This is a genomic window from Saccharospirillum salsuginis (assembly GCF_014651855.1).
GTDB classification, from domain to species: Bacteria; Pseudomonadota; Gammaproteobacteria; order Pseudomonadales; family Natronospirillaceae; genus Saccharospirillum; species Saccharospirillum salsuginis.
Map to the genome: position 1 here is coordinate 99697 of NZ_BMXR01000011.1, position 23551 is coordinate 123247.

The following is a 23551-nucleotide window of genomic DNA, read 5'->3' on the forward strand; positions in this document are numbered from 1 at the left end:
ATGCCGGGCCCAAGAGAGGGCCCGGCGTCACAGTTCATGCTGTCTTTACGCGCTCTTTAATGCGCTCCTCTAGCCAAACATGCCCTTGAACATAAAAAAGAACAGGATGGACAGGATGGCACCGGCCGGCAAGGTCACGATCCAGCTGGCAAAGATGGTGCCGATGACGCGCAGGTTCAGGGCCGAAATACCACGGGCCAGACCGACGCCCAGAACGGCGCCGACCAGAGTGTGTGTCGTGGAAATCGGCAAACCGGTGCCGGAGGCCAGCACCACGGTGGTGCCGGCGGCGAGTTCGGCGGCGAAGCCCCGGCTCGGCGTCAGTTCGGTGATGCGCCGGCCGATGGTGCCCATGACCTTGTAACCGAAGGTGGCCAGGCCCACGACGATGCCGCCGCCACCCAACAACAGCACCCAGGCCGGCATGGCGGATTTTGCGGCGATGTCGCCGTGATTGGCGACGACACTGACCACAGCGGCCAGAGGCCCGACGGCGTTGGCGACGTCGTTGGAGCCGTGCGCGAAGGCCATGGCGCAGGCGGTGAAGATCATCAACACGGCGAACACACGTTCGACCGAGGCATACCGGAAATCGCTGTCGGCCTCAGGGTCGGGCTGGATGTTTCTCAGCATGTAGATGCCGATGCCCATGACCACGGCACCGAGCAGGGCGGATACGAACAGGCTTTCCAGAAAGGACAATTCGACGCCGACGTGCTTGAGCCCTTTAAGCAGGGTGACCATGCCGATGATGAAGCCGGTCAGGAACATGTACATCGGTACATATCGCTTGGCGTTGGTGAAGGGATCGTCGGTGTTCAGGATCAGGCGGTACACTGAGCGGAACAGGAAGAAAGCGAGCGTACCCGACAATAACGGCGACACCACCCAACTCATGACGATGGAGGTCACCTTGCCCCACTTGACGTATTCGACGCCGATGCCGACCGCCGCGAAGCCGACGATGGCGCCGACGATCGAGTGGGTGGTGGAGACCGGCCAGCCCATCAGCGAGGCGATCACCAGCCATATACCGGCCGCCAACAGGGCCGAGAGCATGCCGTAGACCAGCAGTTCCGGCGAGCCGGCCATGACATCGGCATCGATGATGCCTTTTCGGATGGTGCCGGTGACCTCGCCGCCTGCCAGGTAGGCGCCGGCGAACTCGAAGATCATGGCGATGATGATGGCTTGCTTGACGGTCAGCGCGCGCGAACCGACGGAGGTACCCATGGCGTTGGCGACGTCGTTGGCGCCAACCCCCCAGGCCATGAAGAATCCAAATACACAGGCAAGTAAGACGAACCATTGGCCGTATTCTGCAATGACGGTCATGGGGTTTTCCTCTGATCGAGTGGGCTTGGAACGACAGGCGGACCCAAACGGGCCTGTCAGCGGGCCAGTAGGATTTGCAACCGGGAACCGACGCGCTGGGCGACATCGGCCAGATCGCCGATTAACTCGATGATCCGATACAGGAACATGACGTCAATCGGGGGGTGGTCCTTTTCGATTGCACGCAAGGCGCGACGTGCCTGGATTTCCAGTTCGTCGGCCCGGTGCTCCTGGTCGTCCAGCGCATTGAGCAGGCGGCTGACCAGGCTGATTTCCTTGGTACCGAAGCCGGTCTCGAACAGTTCGTCCAGTTCGGCGAGGGCATCGGCGGCTTTCTTGCTGGTATCGATCGAGGACTGCAGATACTCGCGCATCAGCGGCCGGATCGATTCGGGGATGGACATTTCGCGGCCGACCATGACGCCGGCGATGTCTTTGGCGCGGTTGGCCAGGCGGTCCTGCTGGGTCAGCAGTTCCAGCAGGTCGGAGCGGGGGACAGGCATGAACAGGCTGTTCGGCAGGTGCACCCGGATGTCTTTCTTCAACTTGTCGGCTTCGCCTTCAAGCCGGGCGATCTCCAGACGGATCTTCTCGGCGGCCTCGTAGTCGCCGGTGACGGCTGTGTCGTAGAAATCCATCAATTTCTCGGCACAGGCGTGCGCTTTCTGGATGTGTTCCTGCATGGGTTTGACCGGAGACCGGCCAAACAGAGCCATCAAGGGGCTGTTGGCTGCCATGTTGCAATCCTCTGTCGCTTCGCTCGTGGCCGGGCATTATAGAGGCAGCGGTCGGTAATAAAAACGTCATATTGGACCGGATTCACGTTTTTTTTGACCGCTCAGTTGATGACCTCAGTGGACTCCGTTTGCGGCAGGGCCCGGATCCGCCGGTTGTCGTCGATGGCGACGTAGACGATCTCGGTCTCGGTGACCTTCTGCCGCTCCTCGTCTTCGGGCATCCGACACCAGACTTCGATGCCGATGCGGATGGAGCTGCGCCCCATGCCGAGGATCCGGGTGTAGCAACAGATGACGGAACCGACCCGGACCGGCCGGACGAAGGACATCTCGCCGATGGCCATAGTGGTGGTGCGTCCCCGTGCGATCCGATCGGCGGCGATGCTGGCCGCCATATCCATGTGGGTCACCAGCCAGCCGCCGGAAATATCGCCGTTGGTGTTGGTGTCTTTGGGTTGGGCGACAACGCGCAATTGCAGTTCGCCCCGGGGCGTCGGGTTTTTCTCGTCCAGTCGGGTCATCGGTCAATGCAGCCAGGTTGTTGGTCTTGTCGGCGGGTCCCGGTCGGATAGCGACGGGACAAGGCGCATTATACCGGCCCGGGCCGGGATTGAATACGGGCCTAAAGGCTGACCATTCATCGACTTTCGGCTACTTTATGACGGTTGTCACATTGCTGTCACATTCGAGTCATACAGTTGTCACACGTCGAACCTAGCATGCGAGGCGAGCTTAAGGTCATTGAGCCAATCCGGTCGCAGTACCTGCCGGCTCAAAGGCACTCACTTCGCAAACCAAACAGCTGGAGGTTTAACCAGTGTACAAGAAGATGATTGGCACCGTTGTGGCCGCTGCCGCAACCCTGGCCGCCGTACAAGCCGAAGCCCGCGATCAGATCAGCATCGTCGGCTCGTCCACCGTATTCCCGTTCGCCACCGTTGTCGCCGAGCGTTTCGGTCAAACCACGTCCTACCCGACGCCGACCATCGAGTCGACCGGTTCCGGCGGTGGTCTGAAACTGTTCTGTGAAGGTGTCGGCGAGTCCACTCCGGACATCACCAATGCTTCACGTCGCATCAAGAGCTCCGAAGTCGAGCTTTGCGCCAGCAACGGCGTTGAAGACATCGTTGAAGTACTGATCGGTTACGACGGCATCGCCGTCGCCAACAGCGTCAACGGACCGGAAATGGAAGTGAGCAAGGGCGAGTTGTTTCTGGCCCTGGCCGAGACCGTGCCGAACCCGAACGGTTCCGGCCTGGTCGAGAACCCCTACGAGCAGTGGAGCGACATCCGCAGCGACCTGCCGAACACGGCCATCCGTGTGTTCGGCCCGCCGCCGACCTCCGGTACCCGTGACGCCTTCGTCGAGCTGGTTATGGAAGAAGGCTGCGCCGAATTCGACGCCATCGCTTCCCTGGAAGACAGCGACGAAGACAAGTTCGAAGAAGTCTGTGCCACCATGCGCGAAGACGGCGCCTTTGTTGAAGCCGGCGAGAATGACACCCTGATCATCTCCCGTCTGGACAACGATACCTCCGCTCTGGGCATCTTCGGCTTCTCTTTCCTGGATCAGAACTCCGATAAAGTGAAGAGCATCTCCGTAGACGGCGCCAAGGCGACCTTCGACAATATCGCCGACGGTTCCTACGCGGTGTCTCGCCCGCTGTTCTTCTACGTGAAGACCGCACACGTTGGCGTGATTCCGGGCATCGAAGAGTATCTGGCCGAGTTCACCAGCCGCCGTGCGGTAGGCCCGAACGGCTACCTGATCGACCGTGGCCTGATCCCGCTGTCCAATGCCGAGTACGCTCGCATGAAGGACGCCGTGGACAACCTGAAGCCGCTGAAAATGTAATACCGTATCCTCGGGATACGACTGGGAGAGTCCGGCCTGCCGGCTCTCCCTTTGTCATTTATAAAGAGTGGCTATGCCAGTCGCTGTTCCAATCGGGCGGGCGACTGACATAGATGTTCTTGAACCGAGACTGGAGTGTGTTGATGCAAACATCGACTCTGATGCTGGTGGTCCTCGCCCTGGTGGCACTGGCCTATGTGATGGGGCGCAAGCGTTCCGTCCAGTTGGCCCAGCCCCTGGGGGGGATCAAAAACCTGCATTCCCTGCCCAACTACTACGGCCTGATGGCGGCGGTCTGGACGGCGCTGCCGGCTCTGGTGCTGCTGTTGCTCTGGGTGGGCCTGGAGAACACGGTGATCACCAATGCGGTGATCGCCTCCCTGCCGGATCGACTGGCGGAGCAAAGCGAGGGCCAGTTGAGCCTGACGTTGAGCAAGGTCCGGAACATCGCCAACGGCGTGATGTTGGGCGACGCCGACCCCGCTCTGGCCCAGGCCGCGGAGGTGTTGACCCGATTGCAGGCCAGCAGTCAGGCCGGCAAGATCGGCTTGACCCTGGCGCTGGCCGTGTTGGGCGTGGTCGTCGGCTGGGTGTTGACCAAGCCAAAGATGCGGGCGCGCCCACAATTCGAGCGTGTGCTGAAAGGGGCACTGCTGCTGTGTTCGATGATCGCCATTTTCACCACCCTGGGCATCATCCTCTCGGTCCTGTTCGAAAGCATCCGGTTCTTCCAGGCCATTCCGATTACCGAATTCATCTTTGGCACCCAATGGAGCCCGCAGATTGCCATCCGCGCCGATCAGGTCGGGTCGTCGGGCGCGTTCGGTGCCATTCCGTTGTTTGTCGGCACCCTCCTGATCGCCACCATCGCTCTGTTGGTGGCTGTTCCGATCGGCCTGATGTCGGCGATCTACCTGTCCGAATACGCCACCCACAAGGTGCGTAACGTGATCAAGCCGTTGCTGGAAGTGCTCGCCGGTATTCCGACCGTGGTGTACGGCTTCTTCGCGGCGCTGACCATGGGACCCTTTATCCGGGATGTGTTCGAAGGCATCGGCTTCTCCGGTGTCTCCGCCGAATCCGCACTGGCCGCCGGTCTGGTTATGGGCATCATGATCATTCCGTTCGTCTCCTCACTGTCGGACGACGTCATCAACGCTGTGCCGAACAGTCTGCGCGATGGCTCCTACGGCCTCGGCGCCACCAAGAGCGAAACCATTCGCCAGGTCGTGTTCCCGGCGGCCCTGCCCGGCATCATGGGCGGCATTCTATTGGCCGCCTCGCGCGCCATCGGCGAGACCATGATCGTGGTCATGGCGGCCGGGCTGGCGGCGAACCTGACCGCCAACCCCCTGGAAGCGGTCACTACCGTCACCGTTCAGATCGCGACGCTGTTGGTCGGCGACCAGGAATTCAACAGCCCGAAGACTTTGGCCGCCTTCGCTCTGGGTCTGATGCTGTTTTTCACCACTTTGATGCTGAACATCGTCGCGTTGGCGATCGTGAAGAGGTTCCGTGAGCAATATGACTGATCAATCTCGCAATGCGCTTGAACGGCTGGCCGCCAACAAGCACGAGCGGCTCAATGCCCGGCTGAAATCCCGTTACAACCGCGAACGTCGCTTTCGGGCCTACGGCATCGCCTCCATCGCCCTGGGTCTGACCTTCCTGGCCATCCTGCTGACCACCATCTTCAGTCAGGGGTTGTCGGCGTTCTGGACCACCTACGTCAAGCTGGACGTCACCTACACACCCGAGGTGCTCTACATCGACGACGCGACCGACGAATCGCAGTTGCGTCTGGCCGATTACGACGGTGTCATTCGGCAGGCCTTGTCCGAGCGCTTCCCGGAGGCGTCCGGCCGCCAGACCATGCGCAATCTGACCGGCATGGTCAGCACCTCCGCCGGCTATCGGCTGCGCAATCGTCTGATGGAAAACCCGGACCTGCTGGGTGAGACCGAAACGCTCTGGTTCCTGGCCGACGACGATGTCGACTTGTTGATGAACGGCATCATCGACCGGAACCTGCCCGAGTCCGAACGTCGGGTGAACGATCAGGAGCTGGAATGGATCGACAGCCTGGTCTCCTCCGACCAGATCGAGCGCCGCTTTAATACGACCTTCTTCACCAACGGTGACTCACGCGACCCGGAAACGGCCGGTATTCTGGGGGCGGCCATGGGGTCGTTCTATACCCTGATCGTAACGCTGGCGCTGTCGTTCCCGATTGGCGTCGCGGCCGCCATTTATCTGGAAGAATTCGCGCCCAAGAACCGCCTGACCGAGATCATCGAGGTCAACATCAATAACCTGGCGGCCGTGCCGTCCATCGTCTTCGGTTTGCTCGGTCTGGCCGTGTTCATCAACTTCTTTGGCCTGCCGCGCTCGGCCCCGATTGTCGGCGGCCTGGTGCTGACCCTGATGACCTTGCCGACCATCATCATTTCGGCCCGCGCCTCGATCAAGGCGGTTCCGCCGTCGATCCGCGAGGCGGCCATGGGTCTGGGGGCGTCGAAGATGCAGGTCACCCTGCACCATGTCTTGCCGCTGGCCCTGCCCGGCATGCTGACCGGCACCATCATCGGCATGGCCCAGGCCCTGGGTGAGACCGCGCCGCTGCTGATGATCGGCATGGTCGCCTTCATCGTGGACATCCCGGGTGGCTTCACCGACCCGGCCACGGTCTTGCCCGTGCAGGTGTACCTGTGGTCCGACAGCCCCGAACGGGCGTTCATCGCCAAAACGTCAGCCGCCATCATGGTGTTGTTGGCTTTCCTGGCCGTTATGAACCTGTTGGCCGTGTTCCTGCGCAAGAAATTCGAGCGTCGCTGGTAAGGGCGGGCGCGACCCGCCACAATGGAGATCGATACGATGACACTATCCAACCAATACCGTGAACAGAAGGCAGATTCCGTGACTACCGGAACCCCATCCGAACCCGACCAGCACGCCATCACCGACTGGAGCGGGACTGTAGGCGATGCGCTGATCGACGATCCGCGCATGAGCACCCGCAACGTCAATGTATTCTACGCCGACAACCAGGCCATCCACGACGTCAGCCTCGACATCGGCAAGAACGAAGTGCTGGCCATGATCGGCCCGTCGGGGTGCGGCAAATCGACGTTCCTGCGCACCCTGAACCGAATGAACGATTCCATCGACATCTGTCGGGTCGAAGGCGACATCGTTCTCGATGGCGACAACATCTATGACAAGCACATGGATGTGGTCGCCCTGCGCGCCAAAGTCGGCATGGTGTTCCAGAAACCGAACCCGTTTCCGAAGTCGATCTACGACAACGTCGCCTACGGGCCGCGCATCCACGGTCTGGTCTCGCGCCGGGCGGAGCTGGACGAAGTGGTCGAAACCGCTTTGCGCAAAGCGGGCCTGTGGGACGAAGCCAAAGACCGGCTCGACAAACCGGCGACCGGCCTGTCCGGCGGCCAGCAGCAGCGGCTGTGCATCGCCCGCACCATCGCCATCTCACCTGAAGTGATTCTGATGGACGAACCCTGCTCGGCGTTGGACCCGATTGCCACCGCACGCATCGAGGAACTGATCGCCGAACTGTCGGAGAACTACACCATCGCTATCGTGACACACAGCATGCAGCAGGCGGCGCGTGTGTCTCATCGCACCGCCTATTTCCATCTGGGTAAGTTGATTGAAGTGGGTGCGACCGACAAGATCTTCACCTCGCCCGACCACAAACTGACCGAAGACTACATCACCGGTCGCTTCGGCTGATCGAACAGGGAGCTACCATGGATAAACTGCAATTCGATAAACACACCTCGGCGCAATACAATGCCGAGCTGGAAGAAGCCCGCAAGAACCTGATGCAGATGGGTGGTCTGGTCGAGCAACAGGTCGACGATGCCGTTCGGGCATTGATGGAAATGGACACGTCGCTGGCGCAGCGGGTCATCGAGACCGATACCACGGTCAATGAAATGGAGCTGGACATCGACGAGGAATGCACCCGCATTCTGGCACGCCGGCACCCGGCCGCCTCGGACCTGCGTTTCATCATCGCCGTCTCGCGCGCGGTGACCGATCTGGAGCGGATGGGCGACGAAGCCGCCAAGGTGGCGCGTCACACCCTCGAGCTGGCCGACACCGGCAGCGGCCCACAGGGCTATGTCGAGCTGCGTCACATCGGCGTGGAAGTCCGCCATATGGTGCAGCATTCATTGGATGCCTTCGCCCGGCTGGACGCCGACAGCGCCCTGGACGTTATGCAGCAGGACAAGTCGGTCGATCTGGAATACGGCACCGCCATTCGCAGCCTGATCACCACGATGATGGAAGACCCGCGCTCCATCAGCCGGGCGCTGAACGTCATGTGGTCGCTGCGCTCGCTGGAGCGCATCGGCGATCACGCCCGGAACATCGCCGAGTCCGTGATTTACCTGGTCAAAGGCAAGGATGTGCGCCATAAGAAACTGGAGCACGTCGAAGCTCAGGTCAAGCGGGATTGAGAGAGTTCAACTCGGCCCCATGGGTGGCCGGGTTGAATAAAAACACTGCAGAATCAAAAGGTTGTTGACCTTCCGGGGCGACATCTCTATATTACGCATCCGTTGCCGGCATAGCTCAGCTGGTAGAGCAACTGACTTGTAATCAGTAGGTCCCGGGTTCGACTCCTGGTGCCGGCACCACTTCGAAACCCGCACATGGCGGGTTTTGTTGTTTCCGGGGGTGCGAATAGGGTATCAATGGCCCGTTGCGAACCTGTCCTGCGAAACAACACCCGGAGCCCTCATGTCGTTTATTATTGATCTCCTCTCGGCCTTGTCGGGCCTGATCCGTCCCCACCTGACCTTCGTCGCCTCGGCACTGGTGGCAACGCTGCTGGTCATCTATGGTAATAACATCAATCGAGCGGTCTGGGCCCTGGTCCGAGGCGCTCATTTCATCGTGCGTACTCTGGTGTTTGTGTTGCTATGTGCCCTTGGTTACGGAGCTCTGACCGTCTACCTCATTCCTTTCCTGCGTCGATTGCTGCTGGCCGCCGGTCCGGTCTGGCTCGGCTTGCTGGTGGTGGTGGCGTTTCTGTTCGTCGGTTGGCTGGCCGAACGCCACAGTCGGCGCGCCTGATCCTGTTCGTTCTGGCCCTTGGGCTGGGCGGGCTGGCACAGGCCTTTACCGAACCCGGGTACAAGGTGCCGATACAACTGGCCCAGTTCCACCTCACCGAGGCGGCCAGGGCCGGCCTGGCCGGGCTCTACGGCGAGCAGTGGGCCCGGGAGATGATTCAGCTGTCCGACTGGGCGAAGGCGCAACGACCGTCCCGAGGGTTGCGTGTCGTGCTCTTCGACGCCGACGATACCGGCTTCGACGTCGCGAAGCATTGTCCGAATAACGGCTGTGTGGTCGGGGCTGTCATGGAAAGTCATCATGTACTGTCGCGCGACGGCTTCAGCGACGACCAAAAGCGTCAGGCAGTGCAATACCTGATGCATTTCATCACCGAGCTGCACATACCGGTCAACGCCGGCCTGAAGAGCGATCAGGGCGGCCGGTTGGTGTGGCTGCGCGACAGTGAATTGAACCGGGTTCATTTGTCCGAGGTATGGAACGATCGCTTGTACGATCGTCTGCCGGGAACCTGGTTTTCCCAGGCGCAACGGTTGGAACGCGACCTGACCGATGAGACCCTCCGGGAATGGACCGCGAGTGTCCGTCCGGTGGACTGGGCGTGGGAGACGCATCAGTTGGCGCTGGACGAGGCCTATCCGATGGCCGGGCGCGGCCAATACGATGCCATCTTCGTGCGCGAAGCCTTACCGCTGCTCGAGCGGCAATTAACGAAGTCGGGACTGAGATTGGCGGCGCTGTTGAACGCGGCCTTCGCACCGCAACCCGCCGAGGGCTCGACCGAGTAGCGACATGGGTTGGGGCTTGTCGGGGATGCGGATATCGGGACGGTGTTTCCATAAGAAAAGAGGGGGATGCCACAGGCAGCCCCCTCCGAAATCTTGAACTCTGGCATCATCCTGATTGCATCGTCCTGACGCCGGCGCTCCTGCACCGCTGTAAGTACCTTCCCGGTACCGGTCCGCTATCGTCCTGCTTCCTGGTTGCCAGCGTCCGTGCTGTGTCGCTTACGCGATGCTCCTCGGCGCTTCCGCTGGCCTGCCTTCCTGGCGTCTTGGCGTATCCGTCCGCGTTCGTCGTGAACAGGGCTTAGTATAGGGGATGTCGGATGACCGTTGAGTGACAGAAACCGCCTGAAACCGCGTTTTATTTGAGCGTATTTTCCGGGCCCGGGCCATGCGGGTTTTTCCGGGCGGTGTCCTCTGAAAATGTCGATGAGATCACAGGAATAGATGACAAGCCGCGTAGGAGATGTCTTACAAAAACGATGGTGAAATGGGAAATGGACAATCGGGGCGGGTTTTTCGACCGGACAAGAAAAAGGGGAAGCCGTGACTTCCCCTCTTGCGCCGTAAGCATGGCTTCTTCCTGAAAGCATCGTCCTGACGCTGTTGCATCCTGCAACTCCTGAAATACCGTCCGGGTATCGGTCCTCGTCCTGTTCCAGTTGGTCAGCGTCCGTGCTGTGTCGCGCTGCGATGTTCCACTTGCCTTCCGGTGGCTGGCCTGCCTGGCCATCGTTTTCCTCTGTGTTCATCCTGAACGCAAGGCTATTATAGGGGCAGACAAGCACCGATTGAGCGTCAATTTATCACCGCTTGGGCTGTGAAATTCTCGACGTCGCTGTAATCCAGGATTGGTGCGGCCTTGGTTGAAGTTTCGCCAACTTCGTCACAAAAAAAGCCCTAATTCGCACGTCATCTGTAGGAAATATCGTACAAATCATGTCGGAAAATCGGAAATCGGAGGGGGCCCGCCTCCACCTCTACCAGGGCACCGAAATTATTGCCTGGCTAAAAAATGGCTGTCTTCCGCTCGAATCGTCCGCCGGTTTGACGTACCCCTTTGTCCGCTTCGATCAGTGGCAGGGCGAGCACAACCGTCCGCTGAGTCAGGAAGCCCTGGACTTGGAGTGGCAGCGTCAGTATCGGGCCTTGCCGGAGGCGGTTCGCGGACTGTTGAGCTTCGAACATTTCAAGACCCAGGGCGGGGAGATCGAGGACAATGTTCGTGCCGCGGCCCGGCGTCACCAGAATGGCCAGCAAGCGCACTTCGATACCGGTTGGCTCGGGCAGGCCCGGTTGTTGCGCCTGTTCCCGTCGGCCTTGTGCTACCACGGGTGGCGGCGGTTGGCCGAGGACTTCAGCGGTTTCGCCCTGGTGCTGAACAGCCGGCATTCGGCTTTGACCAGCAGCAAAGAGCGCCCGTCCAAGCTCGCGCCGGTGCGCTATGGCCAGCCCTATCGGTTCAAGGTCACCGCCGACAACCCGTTTCCCGGTCTGCTCGACGATCATGGCTCCCAGCGCGACAACCAGGAATGGCGGTTGCTGATGCCGGCCAAAACGGCCGCCAGACACCAAGGACAGCCGGTAGTGCCTATTGGCCGGGGGTTGATCGAAGCGATCTACTGGTCCGTGGCCACGCCGGAGGAATCCGTCGAGGCCTTGCACACACTGATCAGGCAGGACATGCGGTATCGCTCGGTGAAGCTCGGCCGGGTCGTTCCGGATGCCCATCAATGGCAACTCAGTTTTCAGGACATCACCTGACGCGGCCCTGGCATGAACGGGATATATCGCTATAGTTGATATATCAACTAACCAGGAAGTCCAGACCATGATTCTGATAACCGGCTCCTCCGGCCAGGTGGGCCAAGCCACTCTGCGACACCTGCGCCCGACCGATGCGATTGTCCGTTGTGCCGATCGGGATGCGAGCCCGGGCGAACCCGACAGTGTCCGTTTCGATTTTCTGGACCCCGATACGTTCGAGGCGGCCCTGGCCGGTGTCGACGTGGTGTTACTGATTCGCCCGCCGCAACTGGCCAAACCCCGCCAGGACATGTTGCCGTTTCTGATGGCGTGCAAGCGCGACGGCATTCGGCGGGTGGTGTTTCTGTCGTTGCAGGGCGCGGACCGGAACGGGTTCACGCCGCATGCGAAAATCGAGGGGCTGATCCGCGAATGTGGCCTCGATTTCACATTCCTGCGACCGAGCTTCTTCATGCAGAACCTGACCGGGACTCACCGGGCTGAAATCCGCGACGAGCAACGCATCATGGTGCCTGCGGGACAGGGGCGCACCAACTTCATCGACGTCGATGACATCGGTGCCGTGGCGGCCAGGGTACTGATCGAAGACGGGCACACCAACCGGGCATACGAACTGACCGGGTCCGACAGCTGGACCTATGCCGAGGTGGCCGACCGGCTCAGCCGGACCACGGGACGGCTGATTCGCTACGAGCGACCCGGAGTGTTCCGGTTTTTGGCGCATCACCTCAGGAAAGGGACGCCGTTTCGGTTTGCTCTGGTCATGGCTGCCATCTACACCATCGCCCGTCTGGGGCGGGCGTCCGGTACCACCGACACGGTGCGGCAACTGCTGGGGCGGCCGCCGCGTTCCCTGCCGGACTTCATCGAGGAGCATCGCGACCTGTGGCTAACCTGAATACCCGGTCTCCCTCGGTTCAGGTGGCTCGCCTGTTCCAACAATTGAACAAGCGTCTGGACGTCGAATTGGCCGGCCTGAATCTCAAGCGGGGTCAGCACGCCGGCTTGCTGGCACTGGCCGAACATCAGCCCTGTTCGCTCGATACCCTGGTGCGGGTGCTGGAGATCGACAAGGCGGCGGCGTCGCGCAGTGTGGCCAGTCTGGAGCGCCATGGCTGGGTGCACACGGCTCCTTCCCCGGACGACGCCCGACGCAAGTGCCTGACCTTGACGCCCGAAGGCCAAGCCCTGGCGACCCGGGTTATGGAGTGCATGCAGGCGGTGGATGCCTGGTTCGAGGCGGAATACGGTCCGGCGTTGTGCCGGGCATTGCGGTCTGTGAAAAAGGGTGGTTGAGCGCGTTCGCATGGGCTAGCCTTTAGGGAACAGATACCGCCTCTGTCCGTCAGGGGCGCCCGATAGTCGCAGGATCCCTCGAGCATGCAAAAGTTGAATTTCCTGGTCGCCGACGACGCCGGCTTCATCCGCGATCTGGTCAAACGGGCCTTGAAGAGCCAATTCACTCAATGTCAGATCGACGAAGCGATCAATGGACGTAAAGCCCAATCGCTGATGAGCCGGAACCGTTACGACCTCATCCTGTGCGATTGGGAAATGCCGGAAATGTCCGGCCTGGAAGTGTTGGAATGGTGTCGGTCGCGGGAAGCCGAAGAGGGGTTGGACAAGACTCCATTCATCATGGTGACCAGCCGGGGTGACAAGAGCCATGTGGTCAAGGCGGTCGAGGCCGGGGTTAACGACTACATCGGTAAACCGTTCAGCAACGACCAGTTCCTGAAAAAGGTATTCAAGGCACTGTCGGTGAACCATCGGGAGCTGATCCGTTCGATCCTCAAGGGCCGTTCGGCCATGGCCGGCAAGCCTTCGTCCGGTTTGGGCGGAGATTCGGCCAGCCTGTTGACCGGCGGGCGCGCTGAACCGTCGACGGCCCCCTCCCGTCCCGCCGCGAGCAGCGACACGGCGAGTCTGTTGACCGCCGGCTCACCCAGTTCAAAACTGTCTCAGAAGAGTCCGGATAAATCAGCCGCTCGTAAATATCAGAGCAAGGTCATGTTGCGCTCGCCCAAGGCCAACTGGAGCGGCCAGGTGCGCAAACTGACGTTGACCGAAATCGTTGTGAGAATCACCTTCGACGAGGTGCCGCCGCCGGGCTTGCTGGATCAGGTGGTGGTCGATCTTCAGGTGTCGGACAGCGTCGAGGACATCGCGCGCATCAACGGCTTTATTACCCAGTTGGCACTGCAGGAGGCGTCGCTGGACTGCCGGGCGGCGTCGATCAGCGTGAAGTTCGTGGATGACGACCCGGACAAGATGGCGATATTAAGCCGATTGGTCACCGGAAACGGTTGACGGTTGGGTCACCGGCAGCACCCGGTCGGCCGGGAAGCAGCAGGTGAAGACGGAGCCTTTGCCGGGTGTGCTTGAGACATCCAGATGGCCCTGGTGGTGCTGCAGAATGTGTTTGACGATGGCCAGCCCCAGCCCGGTGCCGCCGCGTTCGCTGGAACGGCTCGGGTCGACCCGGTAGAAGCGCTCGGTCAATCGCGGGATATGACGGGAGTCGATGCCGATGCCGTCGTCGCGTACCGATATGAACCCGCCCGCGGTTGATTCGTGCCATTGCAGCTGGATATGGCTGCCGTCCGGGCTGTAGTTGACCGCGTTGTAGACCAGGTTGCTCACCGCCGAACGCAACTCCTTAGGATCCCCCTGCAAGGCGGCTTCGCTGTCGATCCGGACCTCGATCCGATGATCCCGATCCTGGGACAGGTCACGCGCATCCTGGGCGATGGACTCAAGCAGTTCGGCCACATTTACCCGCTGGCGAACCGAGTGTTGTACTTCCGCTTCCAACCGGGTCAGCACCAGCAGGTCGTTGACCAGGTTTTCCATGCGCTGGGTCTGGTTGTTCATGTTGCCCAGCGCTTTTTGAAACGCCGGCGGCAGGTCTTCCCCGAAATCGAGAATCGATTCCAGATACCCCTTCAGAACGGTCAGGGGCGTTTTCAGTTCATGGCTGGCGTTGGCGACGAAGTCCTGCCGCATCTGTTCCAGTTGCTTGATCCGGGTGGTGTCCCGCATCAGCAGCAGCCGCTCGCCCTTGCCGTAGATGGTCATCGAGATGTCGATGTAACGATCCGGGAAGGCCGGGTTTTCCAACTGGATGTTCTCGCGCACTTCCCGCTTGTTGTAGAACTTGAGAAAGGCCGGTTCGCGCAGCAGGTTGACCAGCAATTGCCCCTCGTCCTGGGGTCTGAGTTTGAGCAGCTCCCGGGCGGACTGGTTCCACCATTGGATGGCGCCCTCCCGATCCAGCAGGATGACCCCGTCGCGAAGGGCTTCGGTGGACCGCTGGACGCGGCTGATGACGTTGCGGTAATGGCGGACTTTCTTGCGGTGGTTGCGTTGCACGCTGTAGAGATGATCGAACACCATGCCCCAGAGCCCCTGGGCGTCCGGCGGTTCCGCCTTGGCGCCTTTCTGCAGCCAGACGATCAGCCGGCCCTGCTGGTACAACTGCCAGCCGAGCACAAAGCCCGTGGCCAGGAACAGCGCCAGCCAGACCTGTCCGACCCAGAGCCCGAGGAGAGCGGAGGCGGACAGGAACAGGAGGAGATTGCGGTAGTAAGGGCGACGGATGTCTCGAATCATGAAGCGGATTGTGCCGAAACTTTGGTCGAGAAGCGATAGCCGGTTCCGCGTACCGTCTGCACCATCGCCTGGTAGGGGTCGCCGAGGGCCTTGCGCAACCGACGGATGTGCACGTCCACGGTGCGTTCGTCGACATAGACATTGCCGCCCCAGACCTGGTCGAGCAGCTGCGAGCGGGTGTAGGCCCGTTCGGGGTGGCTCATGAAGAACTGCAGCAGGCGGAATTCGGTCGGCCCCATGTTGAGCTCACCGGCTTCGGTCGAGACGCGATGGCTGTTGGGGTCGAGTACCAGGCCCCGGATATCGATCGGCTCTTCGATGCCGGCGGGGGTGGCTCGGCGCAGCACGGCCTTGAGTCGGGCGACGAGTTCGCGCGGTGAGAAGGGCTTGGTGATGTAGTCGTCGGCGCCGGCTTCGAGCCCGGTGACCTTGTGGTCTTCCTCGCCTTTGGCAGTGAGCAGGATGATGGGGATTTCGGCGGTCATGGGGTCGCGTTTGAGGCGACGGGCCAGTTCGATGCCGCTGACGTTGGGCATCATCCAGTCGAGCAGGATGAGGTCCGGTTTCTGGTCGACGACCAGGCTGTGGGCTTCGGTGGCGTCGGCGGCTTCCAGAGTCCGGTAGCCGGCCATTTCGAGGGCGGCGGCGATGACTTCCCGGATGGCGGATTCGTCGTCAACGATCAGGATGCTGCGTGAGTTCATCGTTAACTCCCGATGTCAGTGTTGCGACCATTTAACGTTGCAACGATGACAGGAGTGTTACAGTTTTCACTGTATTGTCAAAATTGGTGGTATTGGTCCGCGCCGGCTGCGGGGTAGACTCCTGCGGGGTCGCCGTGAACCCGTCCATGGGGGCTTAACTTCGGCATCCATGCCTCAGATATCCCCGCACGAGCCTAACCCGCATCCGTCGCTCACAACGGTGGCAAATCACGTACCGTAGGGTGGGCACCGCCCACCAATGTTGTGGCCTCAACAACCGGCGATTGGCAAAGGTCGGTATTCCGGCGGTCCCTTCTCCTTCCAATGGTGGGCTGTGCCCACCCTACAAACTGGCGTGTACCCGTCACCCAAACACCGCCAAATCCAAAACCGCCCCGACAAACAACGCCATTCCGGCCCAATGGTTGTTCAAAAACGCCTTGAAACACGGGTCCCGCTCACGGCTGCGAATCAACCACTGCTGGTACAGGAAGCAACACCCGGCCACGGCCAGGCCCAACCCCCAAAACACACTCAAGCCGGCTTGAATGCCCAGCATCAACCAACTCACCCAGGTCAAACTCTGCAGTACACCGACCATGATCCGGTCGGCGTCGCCGAACAGGATGGCGGTGGATTTGATGCCGATCTTGAGGTCGTCGTCGCGGTCGACCATGGCGTAGAGGGTGTCGTAGTGGACGGTCCAGAGGATGTTGGCGGTGTACAGCAGCCAGGTGACTTCGGTCATCGGCGCTTCGACGGCGGTGTAGGCCATGGGGATGGCCCAGGAGAAGGCGGCGCCGAGGAAGACCTGGGGCAGGTAGGTGTAACGCTTCATGAACGGGTAGAGTGAGGCGAGAAAGAGGCCGCCGAAGGACATGTAGACGGTGGTGCGGTTGGTGAACAGCACGAGTACGAAGGCGCCGAGGGCGAGTGCGGCGAACAGGATGAGGGCTTCGCGTTCGCTGACCAGGCCGACGGCGAGCGGGCGTTGTTTGGTGCGTTTGACGTGGCCGTCGAGGTTGCGGTCGGCGTAGTCGTTGATGACGCAGCCGGCGCTGCGCATCGCCGCGGTGCCGAGCACGAAGATGACGATCAGGTGGAGCGGCGGTATGCCTTCGGCGGCGAGCCAGAGTGCCGTGAGCGTGGGCCAGAGCAGCAGGTAGATGCCGATGGGACGGTCAAGACGGGTCAGTTTCAGATAGTGTGGAAAGGCGTTGGTGTTCATAGCGAATCAAGTCTTCCAGAAAAAATTCGGTAACCATCAGCGGCTGGCCCTGGAACCAGTAGCGGGCTCGTCGACCCCAGCCGACGGGTGTTTCGGCGACCTGCAGATTGTCCTTGGTGACCCCGGGGGTGGTAAAGAGCAATTCGCCGAGCGGACGGCCGCCCAGCCGGGTGAGCTGGCCGAGGCCACTGCGCAGGCTGTGTTCGGGGACCAGGGTGTGGGCCATGACCCAGGGACGGTCGCCGTCGCAGAGGCGCACCTTGCGCGACCAGTAGCGCCGGGCGCCTGTGCCGGAATCAAGACCGGCCACCGGCGGATTGACCAGCAGGTGGCGTTCGTCGAGCACATCGACGCGGAATTCCGGGGAACGTTGGCGCAAAGCCTGGGTCAAACTGCCAGGCAGATGAATCCAGTAGCGGTAGGCCTGGGGTATCTTGGGCTGGGCCGAGGGCACTGGTTTCCATTGGTAATGGCGAGTATCGGGATCGAAATCCAAGGCGGTCACGGAACGCTGGGGTTGAAGCGGCCAGTGTACTGGGGGCTCGGGGCGAATGCTAGGGAGCCCCGGGGGAATTGTGTGCAGGCGCCCGATCGCCCGTCTTGTCCGTCAGGTCAATAATCGACCTCGATATCGCCCTTATAGCTTGCTTTTGCCGGCGCCTGCCAGTAGTTTTTCCGGCCGTGTGGCCGGCAGCGAGGCCAGAACGAATCCATGGCCTCTGCGCATTCACCCACTGACTCGAGGATCGACATGAGAAAATGGCAATGCATTGTCTGCGGTTTTATCTATGACGAAGCCGAAGGGCTGCCCGAAGAGGGCATCGAGCCCGGTACGGCCTGGGAAGACATTCCCGAGGACTGGTTCTGCCCGGACTGCGGTGCCAGCAAAGACGACTTCGAGATGATTGAAATCTGATGCCCAATTCAACCCAGCCAGCCCCGCTGATCATCGTCGGTTCCGGCCTGGCGGCCTACACCCTGGTGCGGGAATGGCGCAAGCAGGATCCGGACACCCCGCTGACCCTGATTACCGCCGATGACGGTGCCGGTTACTCCAAGCCGATGCTGTCGAACGCTCTGGGCAAGGGGCAGTCGCCGGACGACCTGATCCAGATGCCGGTCGACAAGGTCGCCGAACAGTATCGGGCCCGTATCCTGACCCATACCCGGGTGACACACATCGACCCGACCACCCAGACCCTGCAACTGGACAAGGGCGAAGCGCTCAGTTGGGGCCGGTTGGTCCTGGCCGTCGGCGCCGAGCCGATTCAGGCGCCTCTGGAAGGCGACGCCGTCGATCGGGTGATGAGCATCAACAACCGCCTCGATTTTCAGGCCTTTTACGAACGCCTGTCGGACCGCAAAAAGGTGGTCATCATGGGCGCGGGGCTGATCGGCTGCGAATACGCCAACGACCTGGCCAGCGCCGGCTACCAGGTCGAGTTGGTGGCGCCCAGTGAGTCCTTGCTCACCGGGCTGGTCCCGGAGCAGGTCGGTCAGGCGCTGAAGGCGGAACTTGAAGCCCTGGGCGTTCGCTTCCATCTCGGCCCCCTGGTCAGCCGGGTGGACCGGGGCGAGGCGGATTCCCTGACCGTCAGCCTGACCAACGGCCAACAATTGAAAGCCGATGTCGTGCTGTCCGCCGTCGGCCTGCGCGCCAAGGTGGATCTGGCCCGGGCGGCGGGCCTGGAAGTGAACAGGGCGATCAAGGTTGATAAGTACTTACAAACCTCGAACCCCAATATTTATGCGCTTGGCGACTGCGCCGAGGTGGAAGGTCTCGTGCTGCAGTTTGTCATGCCGTTGATGAACGCGGCCCGGTCGCTGGCCAAAACACTGGCCGGTGAACGCACCCCGGTACACTGGCCGGCGATGCCGATTACCGTCAAAACGCCCGCCTGTCCTGTGATCGCGTACCCACCTCGGGGCGATGGGGCATGGCAAATTGACGGCGAGGGCGCTAATCTAGCGGCGGTGTGTCGTCAGGGCGATGCCGTCATCGGTTTCGCCTTAAGTGGCGATCGAATTAAAGAACGAAATACCTGGTTGAAAGCGGTCCCGCCGCTATTGGCAACCTGAAAACCCTCGCGTATGCTGAAAAAGTCTCGCGGAACACGATAACTCAAGAAGGATAGACCTATGCGTAAACCTGAACTGGCTGCTGCGATTGCCGAGAAAGCGGACATCTCCAAAGAGAAGGCCAACGACGTTCTGAATGCCGTTCTGGATCAGATCACCGATACCGTGGCCAAGAAAGAATCCGTCACTCTGGTCGGTTTCGGCACCTTTGAAGCTCGCGCCCGTGCCGCCCGCACCGGCAAGAACCCCCAGACCGGCGAGAGCATCCAGATCCCGGCCAGCAACACCGTTGCCTTCAAACCGGGCAAAGCACTGAAAGACGCGGTCAACTGATCCGGTTCCCGGTATTCGCCCGGGAGGATTTACCGATTTAACGTCAAGAAACGGGGCCCAGTGCCCCGTTTTTTGTTGTCTGGCGCATGAATGCCCGATAGTCCTTGGCAGGCACGTGTCCGGTCGCCAAGATGCGCACTTCTTGATCCTGACTCCGGGAACATCCTAATGAAGCTTCGACTCCTGCTCTGGTTGATGGCCTTGCGCTTTCGCCGCGCCATTCGCCGCAATGCCTCCTTTCGGGACTATCTGCAAGACAACAATCGCACCATTCAGTTCACCACCGAACGGCAACGCGTCGCGCGCTACCTCGCGTTTCGCGATCAGACACTGCGCAGCCGGGCGCGGGAGCTGGACAGCGCCGACGTCACGCTGCGTTTCGCCAGCGCCGGCATCGGTTTTCGCACCCTCTGGGCCATGGCGACCGGTAAGGACAAAAACGCCGTAATGCGTGCCATCCAGGACAAGGAACTGACCGTCGAGGGCGACCCGATGGTGTTGATGTGGTTTCAGAAGAGTGTGAAATATTTGCGCTGAGCCAGGCGTGTCGCGCACGGCGCCGGATGCGGACCATGCGCTCCTACCTATCCACCCGTAGGAGCGCACTCCGTGCGCGACCCCTCAAACATACCCCAACGGCAAATCCGTTTTGTCCACCACCCGCCGCAACACGAAGCTCGAATGCACACCGGACACCCCGGGAATGCGGGTGATTCGATTCAGCAACAGCTCCTGAAACACGTCCATGTCCGGCACCACCGCCTTCAGCATATAGTCCGCGTCGTGCCCGGTGATCAGGTAACACTCCTGGATTTCCGGACATTCTTCGATCCGCTTTTGAAACTCTTCGAACCGCTCGGGAATGTGACGGTCCATGCTGATCAGAATGATGGCTGTCAGCGACAGACCCAGTTTTTTACGTTCCAGCAGGGTGACCCGTTTCAGGATGACGCCCGCCTCCTCGAGCGCGCGTACCCGGCGCAGACAGGGCGACGGCGACAACCCGACCCGCTCCGCCAGTTCCTGGTTGGTGAGTCCGCCGTCCTGTTGCAAACATTCCAGGATCCGGCGGTCGATCTTATCGATTCTGACCAGTTTTTCCGACATGATGAAATAAATAGCCTATATAGTTAAATTTACAGATAGATAATAGCGCAATCGATGCAATAAAAGCCAAATTCGCAAACACCTTGCGGGCATTTCGAAATAAACTGTTAATCGTTGCTCAGGCAGTCGGGCGCTATCCCGTCCCACTGTCCGTCATGGCCCGGCCCACAAGGCCGGGCATCGCACGCGGTTACCCCTCCGCGGCCGAGCCGGTCAGCTCCCGGATACCCTCCGAGAACTGATCCTGGCGGGATTGAGCCTCGCTCGCCCGCCACTCTCTTTTATTCCTGATCGCATTCAAATCGATCGATTCATGTGCATCGACATCGGCTAAACAGGCCCAAAGGACCCGAACATGAGCTTTGACCACCGCAAATACCGCCCCTTCGCCCCGATCCGCAAAACCGACCGCCGTTGGCCCGATCGCCTGATCGAGCAGGCGCCCTTGTGGTGCGCGGTCGATCTACGGGACGGCAATCAGGCGCTGGTCAAGCCGATGAACGTCACCCAGAAACAGCAGCTGTTCGACCTGCTGGTCGACTGCGGCTTCAAGCAGATCGAGATCGGATTCCCGGCCGCGAGCCAGCCGGATTTCGACTTCTGCCGCAAGCTGATCGAGGAAGACCGGATCCCCGACGACGTCACCATCCAGGTGCTGACCCAGGCGCGTCCGGAACTGATCGAGCGTACCTACGAAGCGTTGGATGGCGCACCGCGCGCGATCGTTCACGTGTACAACTCCACCTCCACGGTGCAGCGGGAGCAGGTGTTCGAGAAAGACCGTGAGGGCATCAAGGCCATTGCCGTGCGCGGCGCCGAGGAAGTCAAACGTCATGCCGCACGCTTCCCGGATACGGACTGGACCTTCCAGTATTCCCCGGAAAGCTTCACCGGCACCGAACTCGACTACGCCGTCGAAGTGATCGACGCCGTCAACGCCGTCTGGGAACCGCAGAACGGCCAAAAGGTCATCATCAACCTGCCGGCCACGGTCGAGATGGCGACGCCCAATATCTTTGCCGACCAGATCGAGTGGGTCTGCGACCGTGTACAGCACCGCGAGCACTTCCTGATCAGCCTGCACACGCACAACGACCGGGGCTGCGGCGTGGCCGCGGCCGAATTGGGCGTCATGGCCGGCGCCGATCGCATCGAAGGCACCCTGCTCGGCAACGGCGAGCGCACCGGCAACATGGACCTGGTGACCATGGCGATGAACCTCTATTCCCAGGGCATCGACCCGGAACTGGATTTGTCCGACATGGCGCGCATCATTCGCACCGTCGAGTACTGCACCGAGATTGAAGTGCACCCGCGTCATCCCTACGCCGGTGAGCTGGTGTTCACGGCCTTCTCCGGCAGCCACCAGGACGCCATCCGCAAGTGCCTGAACAAGCGCGCCGAGGACGACGTCTGGAACGTCGCTTACCTGCCGATCGATCCGTCCGACCTGGGTCGTCGTTATGAGGAGGTCGTGCGCATCAACAGCCAGTCCGGCAAGGGCGGCGTCGCCCACGTTCTGGAGCGCGACTACGACATCACCCTGCCGCGTTGGTTGCAGATCGACTTCGCCAAGGTGGTGCAGCGCGCCGCCGAAGCCAGCGGCGACGAGATCAACTCCCAGGGCATCCACCGCCTGTTCAACTCCGAATATTTGGCCATCCCCAACGGCTGGCGGCTGCATACCTACGACCTGCACCGCACCGATGACGGTGTCGAGGCCCAGGTCAATTTCGGCGAGTCGGACCAACAGTCCCTGTTGCAGGGCTACGGTCAGGGCGCGGTCGAAGCTGTGGCCCAGGCGCTGGAACAGCGCTTTAGCCTGACCCTGAAAGTCGACGCCTACGACGAATTCGCCTTGAGCGAGGGCACCAACGCCAACGCCCTGGCGTGCATCAAAGTCATGGTCAACGACGCCCCGGTCACCGCCGCCGCCCTGGCCGAGGACACCTCCACGGCTACGCTGCAGGCGCTGTTGACCGCTGTCGGCCGCTTCCAGACCGCCAGCGAGACGGCCAAACAAGCCGCGGGCGTTGAAGCACCGGCCCTGTAACAAGGTTTTATACCCCGTCTTTTGTTGAATGAGCGGCGTTCAGTCGCTCATACCTTTCTTCTTTCTCCAGCCTCTCTCCTTCGACCAGGTCGCGTTCACGGCTTGGTCAATTCACACGCCGTAATGACCGATCGAAGGATCGATACCCTTATGGATAAGTGGCTTCAAAGTCATTGTCACAAGCTTGAAATGATTTGTAATACTTTGTTACATTACGTGAGTGCACGCCTATTACGGCTTTTTTTATAAATTAACAGCGTTCACTCACTTCTATTAGTGCTGTTCGAGAAAAAGTAGAACCTTGATGAAAGGGCTTACTACTAGAGTCCAATCTGTCGCAATCAGACAAAAAATGTTCTAAAAACGACATTTTCCGGGCTTTTTTTGTCGAAAAACGACCCCCGTAGACGAGCTTTCCAGAAATGCAAGCCTGAATTCGCTATATTGGTTTTCATTGAACCGTCAATCAACAACATGGATTGGCGGGGCGTTGCGAGTGACTGTCGGCATGCGGATCGATGCCGACATTGAACACAGCGTCGACAACCGATGGCGATCCCAACGGTGCGGTTTGATCCCGAAGGTGGATGGCGGTAAATCCGACCATTGATACTGAAACGGATGTTGATCGCTTTTGGACGTTTTAGGATTTGCGGTGTCGGACGAGTTGGGATGTCGACTATTCGGACCCAGCCGTTTTTATGAAGATGCGGATAACCGGAATACGGTTTTGGGCATCGGCAATAATATCTGAAGTACCGGCGCACCCTGATTGATTCAATCGGAGGTGAAAGGAAACCGAATCAGTATTCGGTTGATAACGGCGTCGGATAGATGGATACCTCAAAAG

At 60.5% G+C, this 23551-nt stretch carries 24 protein-coding genes and 1 tRNA gene; 17 read left to right on the forward strand and 8 right to left on the reverse strand.

Annotated features, from left to right (window positions below; translation table 11 throughout):
• Window positions 1-69: 69 nt before the first annotated feature.
• The 3 genes from IE111_RS19450 to IE111_RS19460 form a co-directional block, all read right to left on the reverse strand.
• On the reverse strand, window positions 70-1335 hold the full coding sequence (locus IE111_RS19450; protein ID WP_189611929.1) for an inorganic phosphate transporter: 1266 nt from the start codon (window positions 1333-1335) through the stop codon (window positions 70-72).
• A gap of 56 nt (window positions 1336-1391) precedes the next feature.
• Window positions 1392-2072, reverse strand: coding sequence for a TIGR00153 family protein (locus IE111_RS19455; protein WP_189611930.1), 681 nt, complete (start codon window positions 2070-2072; stop codon window positions 1392-1394).
• A 101-nt stretch (window positions 2073-2173) separates the two neighbouring features.
• A complete protein-coding gene (locus IE111_RS19460) occupies window positions 2174-2593 on the reverse strand; it encodes an acyl-CoA thioesterase (protein ID WP_189611932.1) in 420 nt (139 codons plus the stop codon).
• A gap of 296 nt (window positions 2594-2889) precedes the next feature.
• Between IE111_RS19460 and IE111_RS19465 the strand changes: the two genes are divergently transcribed.
• The 12 genes from IE111_RS19465 (at window position 2890) to IE111_RS19520 (ending at window position 13895) form a co-directional block, all read left to right on the forward strand.
• Window positions 2890-3927 (forward strand): substrate-binding domain-containing protein, encoded by a 1038-nt coding sequence (locus tag IE111_RS19465; RefSeq protein ID WP_229805448.1) that lies wholly within the window; start codon window positions 2890-2892, stop codon window positions 3925-3927.
• A 143-nt stretch (window positions 3928-4070) separates the two neighbouring features.
• Window positions 4071-5459, forward strand: a complete 1389-nt coding sequence (gene pstC, locus IE111_RS19470) for a phosphate ABC transporter permease subunit PstC (protein ID WP_189611934.1) — start codon at window positions 4071-4073, stop codon at window positions 5457-5459.
• Window positions 5452-6765: a phosphate ABC transporter permease PstA gene (pstA, locus tag IE111_RS19475; RefSeq protein ID WP_189611936.1), complete on the forward strand. Its 1314-nt coding sequence runs from the start codon at window positions 5452-5454 to the stop codon at window positions 6763-6765. Before pstC ends, pstA begins: the two co-directional genes overlap by 8 nt.
• Before the next feature lie 21 nt (window positions 6766-6786).
• Window positions 6787-7680, forward strand: a complete 894-nt coding sequence (gene pstB, locus IE111_RS19480) for a phosphate ABC transporter ATP-binding protein PstB (RefSeq protein ID WP_373300943.1) — start codon at window positions 6787-6789, stop codon at window positions 7678-7680.
• Window positions 7681-7697: 17 nt separating this feature from the next.
• Entirely contained in the window at window positions 7698-8414 is a 717-nt protein-coding gene (phoU, locus tag IE111_RS19485; RefSeq protein ID WP_189611940.1) for a phosphate signaling complex protein PhoU, read from the forward strand.
• A 104-nt stretch (window positions 8415-8518) separates the two neighbouring features.
• A tRNA-Thr gene (locus IE111_RS19490) sits at window positions 8519-8594 on the forward strand.
• Window positions 8595-8697: 103 nt separating this feature from the next.
• Window positions 8698-9033, forward strand: a complete 336-nt coding sequence (locus tag IE111_RS19495) for a DUF3392 family protein (protein WP_189611942.1) — start codon at window positions 8698-8700, stop codon at window positions 9031-9033.
• Complete coding sequence (locus IE111_RS19500; protein WP_189611944.1) at window positions 9000-9821, forward strand: S1/P1 nuclease; 822 nt, start codon at window positions 9000-9002, stop codon at window positions 9819-9821. The genes IE111_RS19495 and IE111_RS19500 overlap by 34 nt, the downstream gene beginning before the upstream one ends.
• Before the next feature lie 936 nt (window positions 9822-10757).
• On the forward strand, window positions 10758-11582 hold the full coding sequence (locus IE111_RS19505; protein ID WP_189611947.1) for a hypothetical protein: 825 nt from the start codon (window positions 10758-10760) through the stop codon (window positions 11580-11582).
• 67 nt (window positions 11583-11649) lie between these two features.
• On the forward strand, window positions 11650-12483 hold the full coding sequence (locus IE111_RS19510) for an SDR family oxidoreductase (protein WP_189611949.1): 834 nt from the start codon (window positions 11650-11652) through the stop codon (window positions 12481-12483).
• Entirely contained in the window at window positions 12471-12881 is a 411-nt protein-coding gene (locus tag IE111_RS19515; protein ID WP_189611951.1) for a MarR family winged helix-turn-helix transcriptional regulator, read from the forward strand. Before IE111_RS19510 ends, IE111_RS19515 begins: the two co-directional genes overlap by 13 nt.
• An 84-nt stretch (window positions 12882-12965) precedes the next feature.
• Window positions 12966-13895 carry a response regulator gene (locus IE111_RS19520; RefSeq protein ID WP_189611953.1) on the forward strand — a complete coding sequence of 310 codons (930 nt, stop codon included), beginning with the start codon at window positions 12966-12968 and terminating at the stop codon, window positions 13893-13895.
• On the opposite strand, the gene phoR is transcribed toward IE111_RS19520, so the two are convergent.
• From phoR to IE111_RS19540, 4 genes are all read right to left on the reverse strand, one after another.
• Entirely contained in the window at window positions 13866-15197 is a 1332-nt protein-coding gene (phoR, locus tag IE111_RS19525; protein ID WP_189611954.1) for a phosphate regulon sensor histidine kinase PhoR, read from the reverse strand. The genes IE111_RS19520 and phoR overlap by 30 nt on opposite strands.
• Window positions 15194-15901: a phosphate regulon transcriptional regulator PhoB gene (gene phoB, locus IE111_RS19530; RefSeq protein WP_189611956.1), complete on the reverse strand. Its 708-nt coding sequence runs from the start codon at window positions 15899-15901 to the stop codon at window positions 15194-15196. Before phoB ends, phoR begins: the two co-directional genes overlap by 4 nt.
• Window positions 15902-16265: 364 nt before the next feature.
• On the reverse strand, window positions 16266-17129 hold the full coding sequence (gene ubiA / locus IE111_RS19535) for a 4-hydroxybenzoate octaprenyltransferase (protein WP_189611958.1): 864 nt from the start codon (window positions 17127-17129) through the stop codon (window positions 16266-16268).
• A complete protein-coding gene (locus IE111_RS19540; RefSeq protein WP_189611959.1) occupies window positions 17083-17583 on the reverse strand; it encodes a chorismate--pyruvate lyase family protein in 501 nt (166 codons plus the stop codon). The genes ubiA and IE111_RS19540 overlap by 47 nt, the downstream gene beginning before the upstream one ends.
• 297 nt (window positions 17584-17880) lie before the next feature.
• Between IE111_RS19540 and rd the strand changes: the two genes are divergently transcribed.
• The 4 genes from rd to IE111_RS19560 all read left to right on the forward strand — a co-directional run bounded on the left by rd (window position 17881) and on the right by IE111_RS19560 (window position 20078).
• Window positions 17881-18045, forward strand: a complete 165-nt coding sequence (gene rd, locus IE111_RS19545) for a rubredoxin (RefSeq protein WP_189611961.1) — start codon at window positions 17881-17883, stop codon at window positions 18043-18045.
• Window positions 18045-19208 carry an FAD-dependent oxidoreductase gene (locus IE111_RS19550; RefSeq protein ID WP_189611963.1) on the forward strand — a complete coding sequence of 388 codons (1164 nt, stop codon included), beginning with the start codon at window positions 18045-18047 and terminating at the stop codon, window positions 19206-19208. Before rd ends, IE111_RS19550 begins: the two co-directional genes overlap by 1 nt.
• A 60-nt stretch (window positions 19209-19268) precedes the next feature.
• Window positions 19269-19541 (forward strand): HU family DNA-binding protein, encoded by a 273-nt coding sequence (locus IE111_RS19555; protein WP_189611966.1) that lies wholly within the window; start codon window positions 19269-19271, stop codon window positions 19539-19541.
• Between the two features lie 168 nt (window positions 19542-19709).
• On the forward strand, window positions 19710-20078 hold the full coding sequence (locus IE111_RS19560; protein WP_189611968.1) for an SCP2 sterol-binding domain-containing protein: 369 nt from the start codon (window positions 19710-19712) through the stop codon (window positions 20076-20078).
• 84 nt (window positions 20079-20162) lie between these two features.
• Here IE111_RS19560 and IE111_RS19565 read toward each other — a convergent pair whose 3' ends face one another.
• Window positions 20163-20648, reverse strand: a complete 486-nt coding sequence (locus tag IE111_RS19565) for an Lrp/AsnC family transcriptional regulator (RefSeq protein WP_189611970.1) — start codon at window positions 20646-20648, stop codon at window positions 20163-20165.
• Between the two features lie 355 nt (window positions 20649-21003).
• On the opposite strand from IE111_RS19565, the gene leuA reads away from it, so the two are divergent.
• Complete coding sequence (gene leuA / locus IE111_RS19570) at window positions 21004-22701, forward strand: 2-isopropylmalate synthase (RefSeq protein WP_189611973.1); 1698 nt, start codon at window positions 21004-21006, stop codon at window positions 22699-22701.
• Window positions 22702-23551 lie beyond the last annotated feature (850 nt).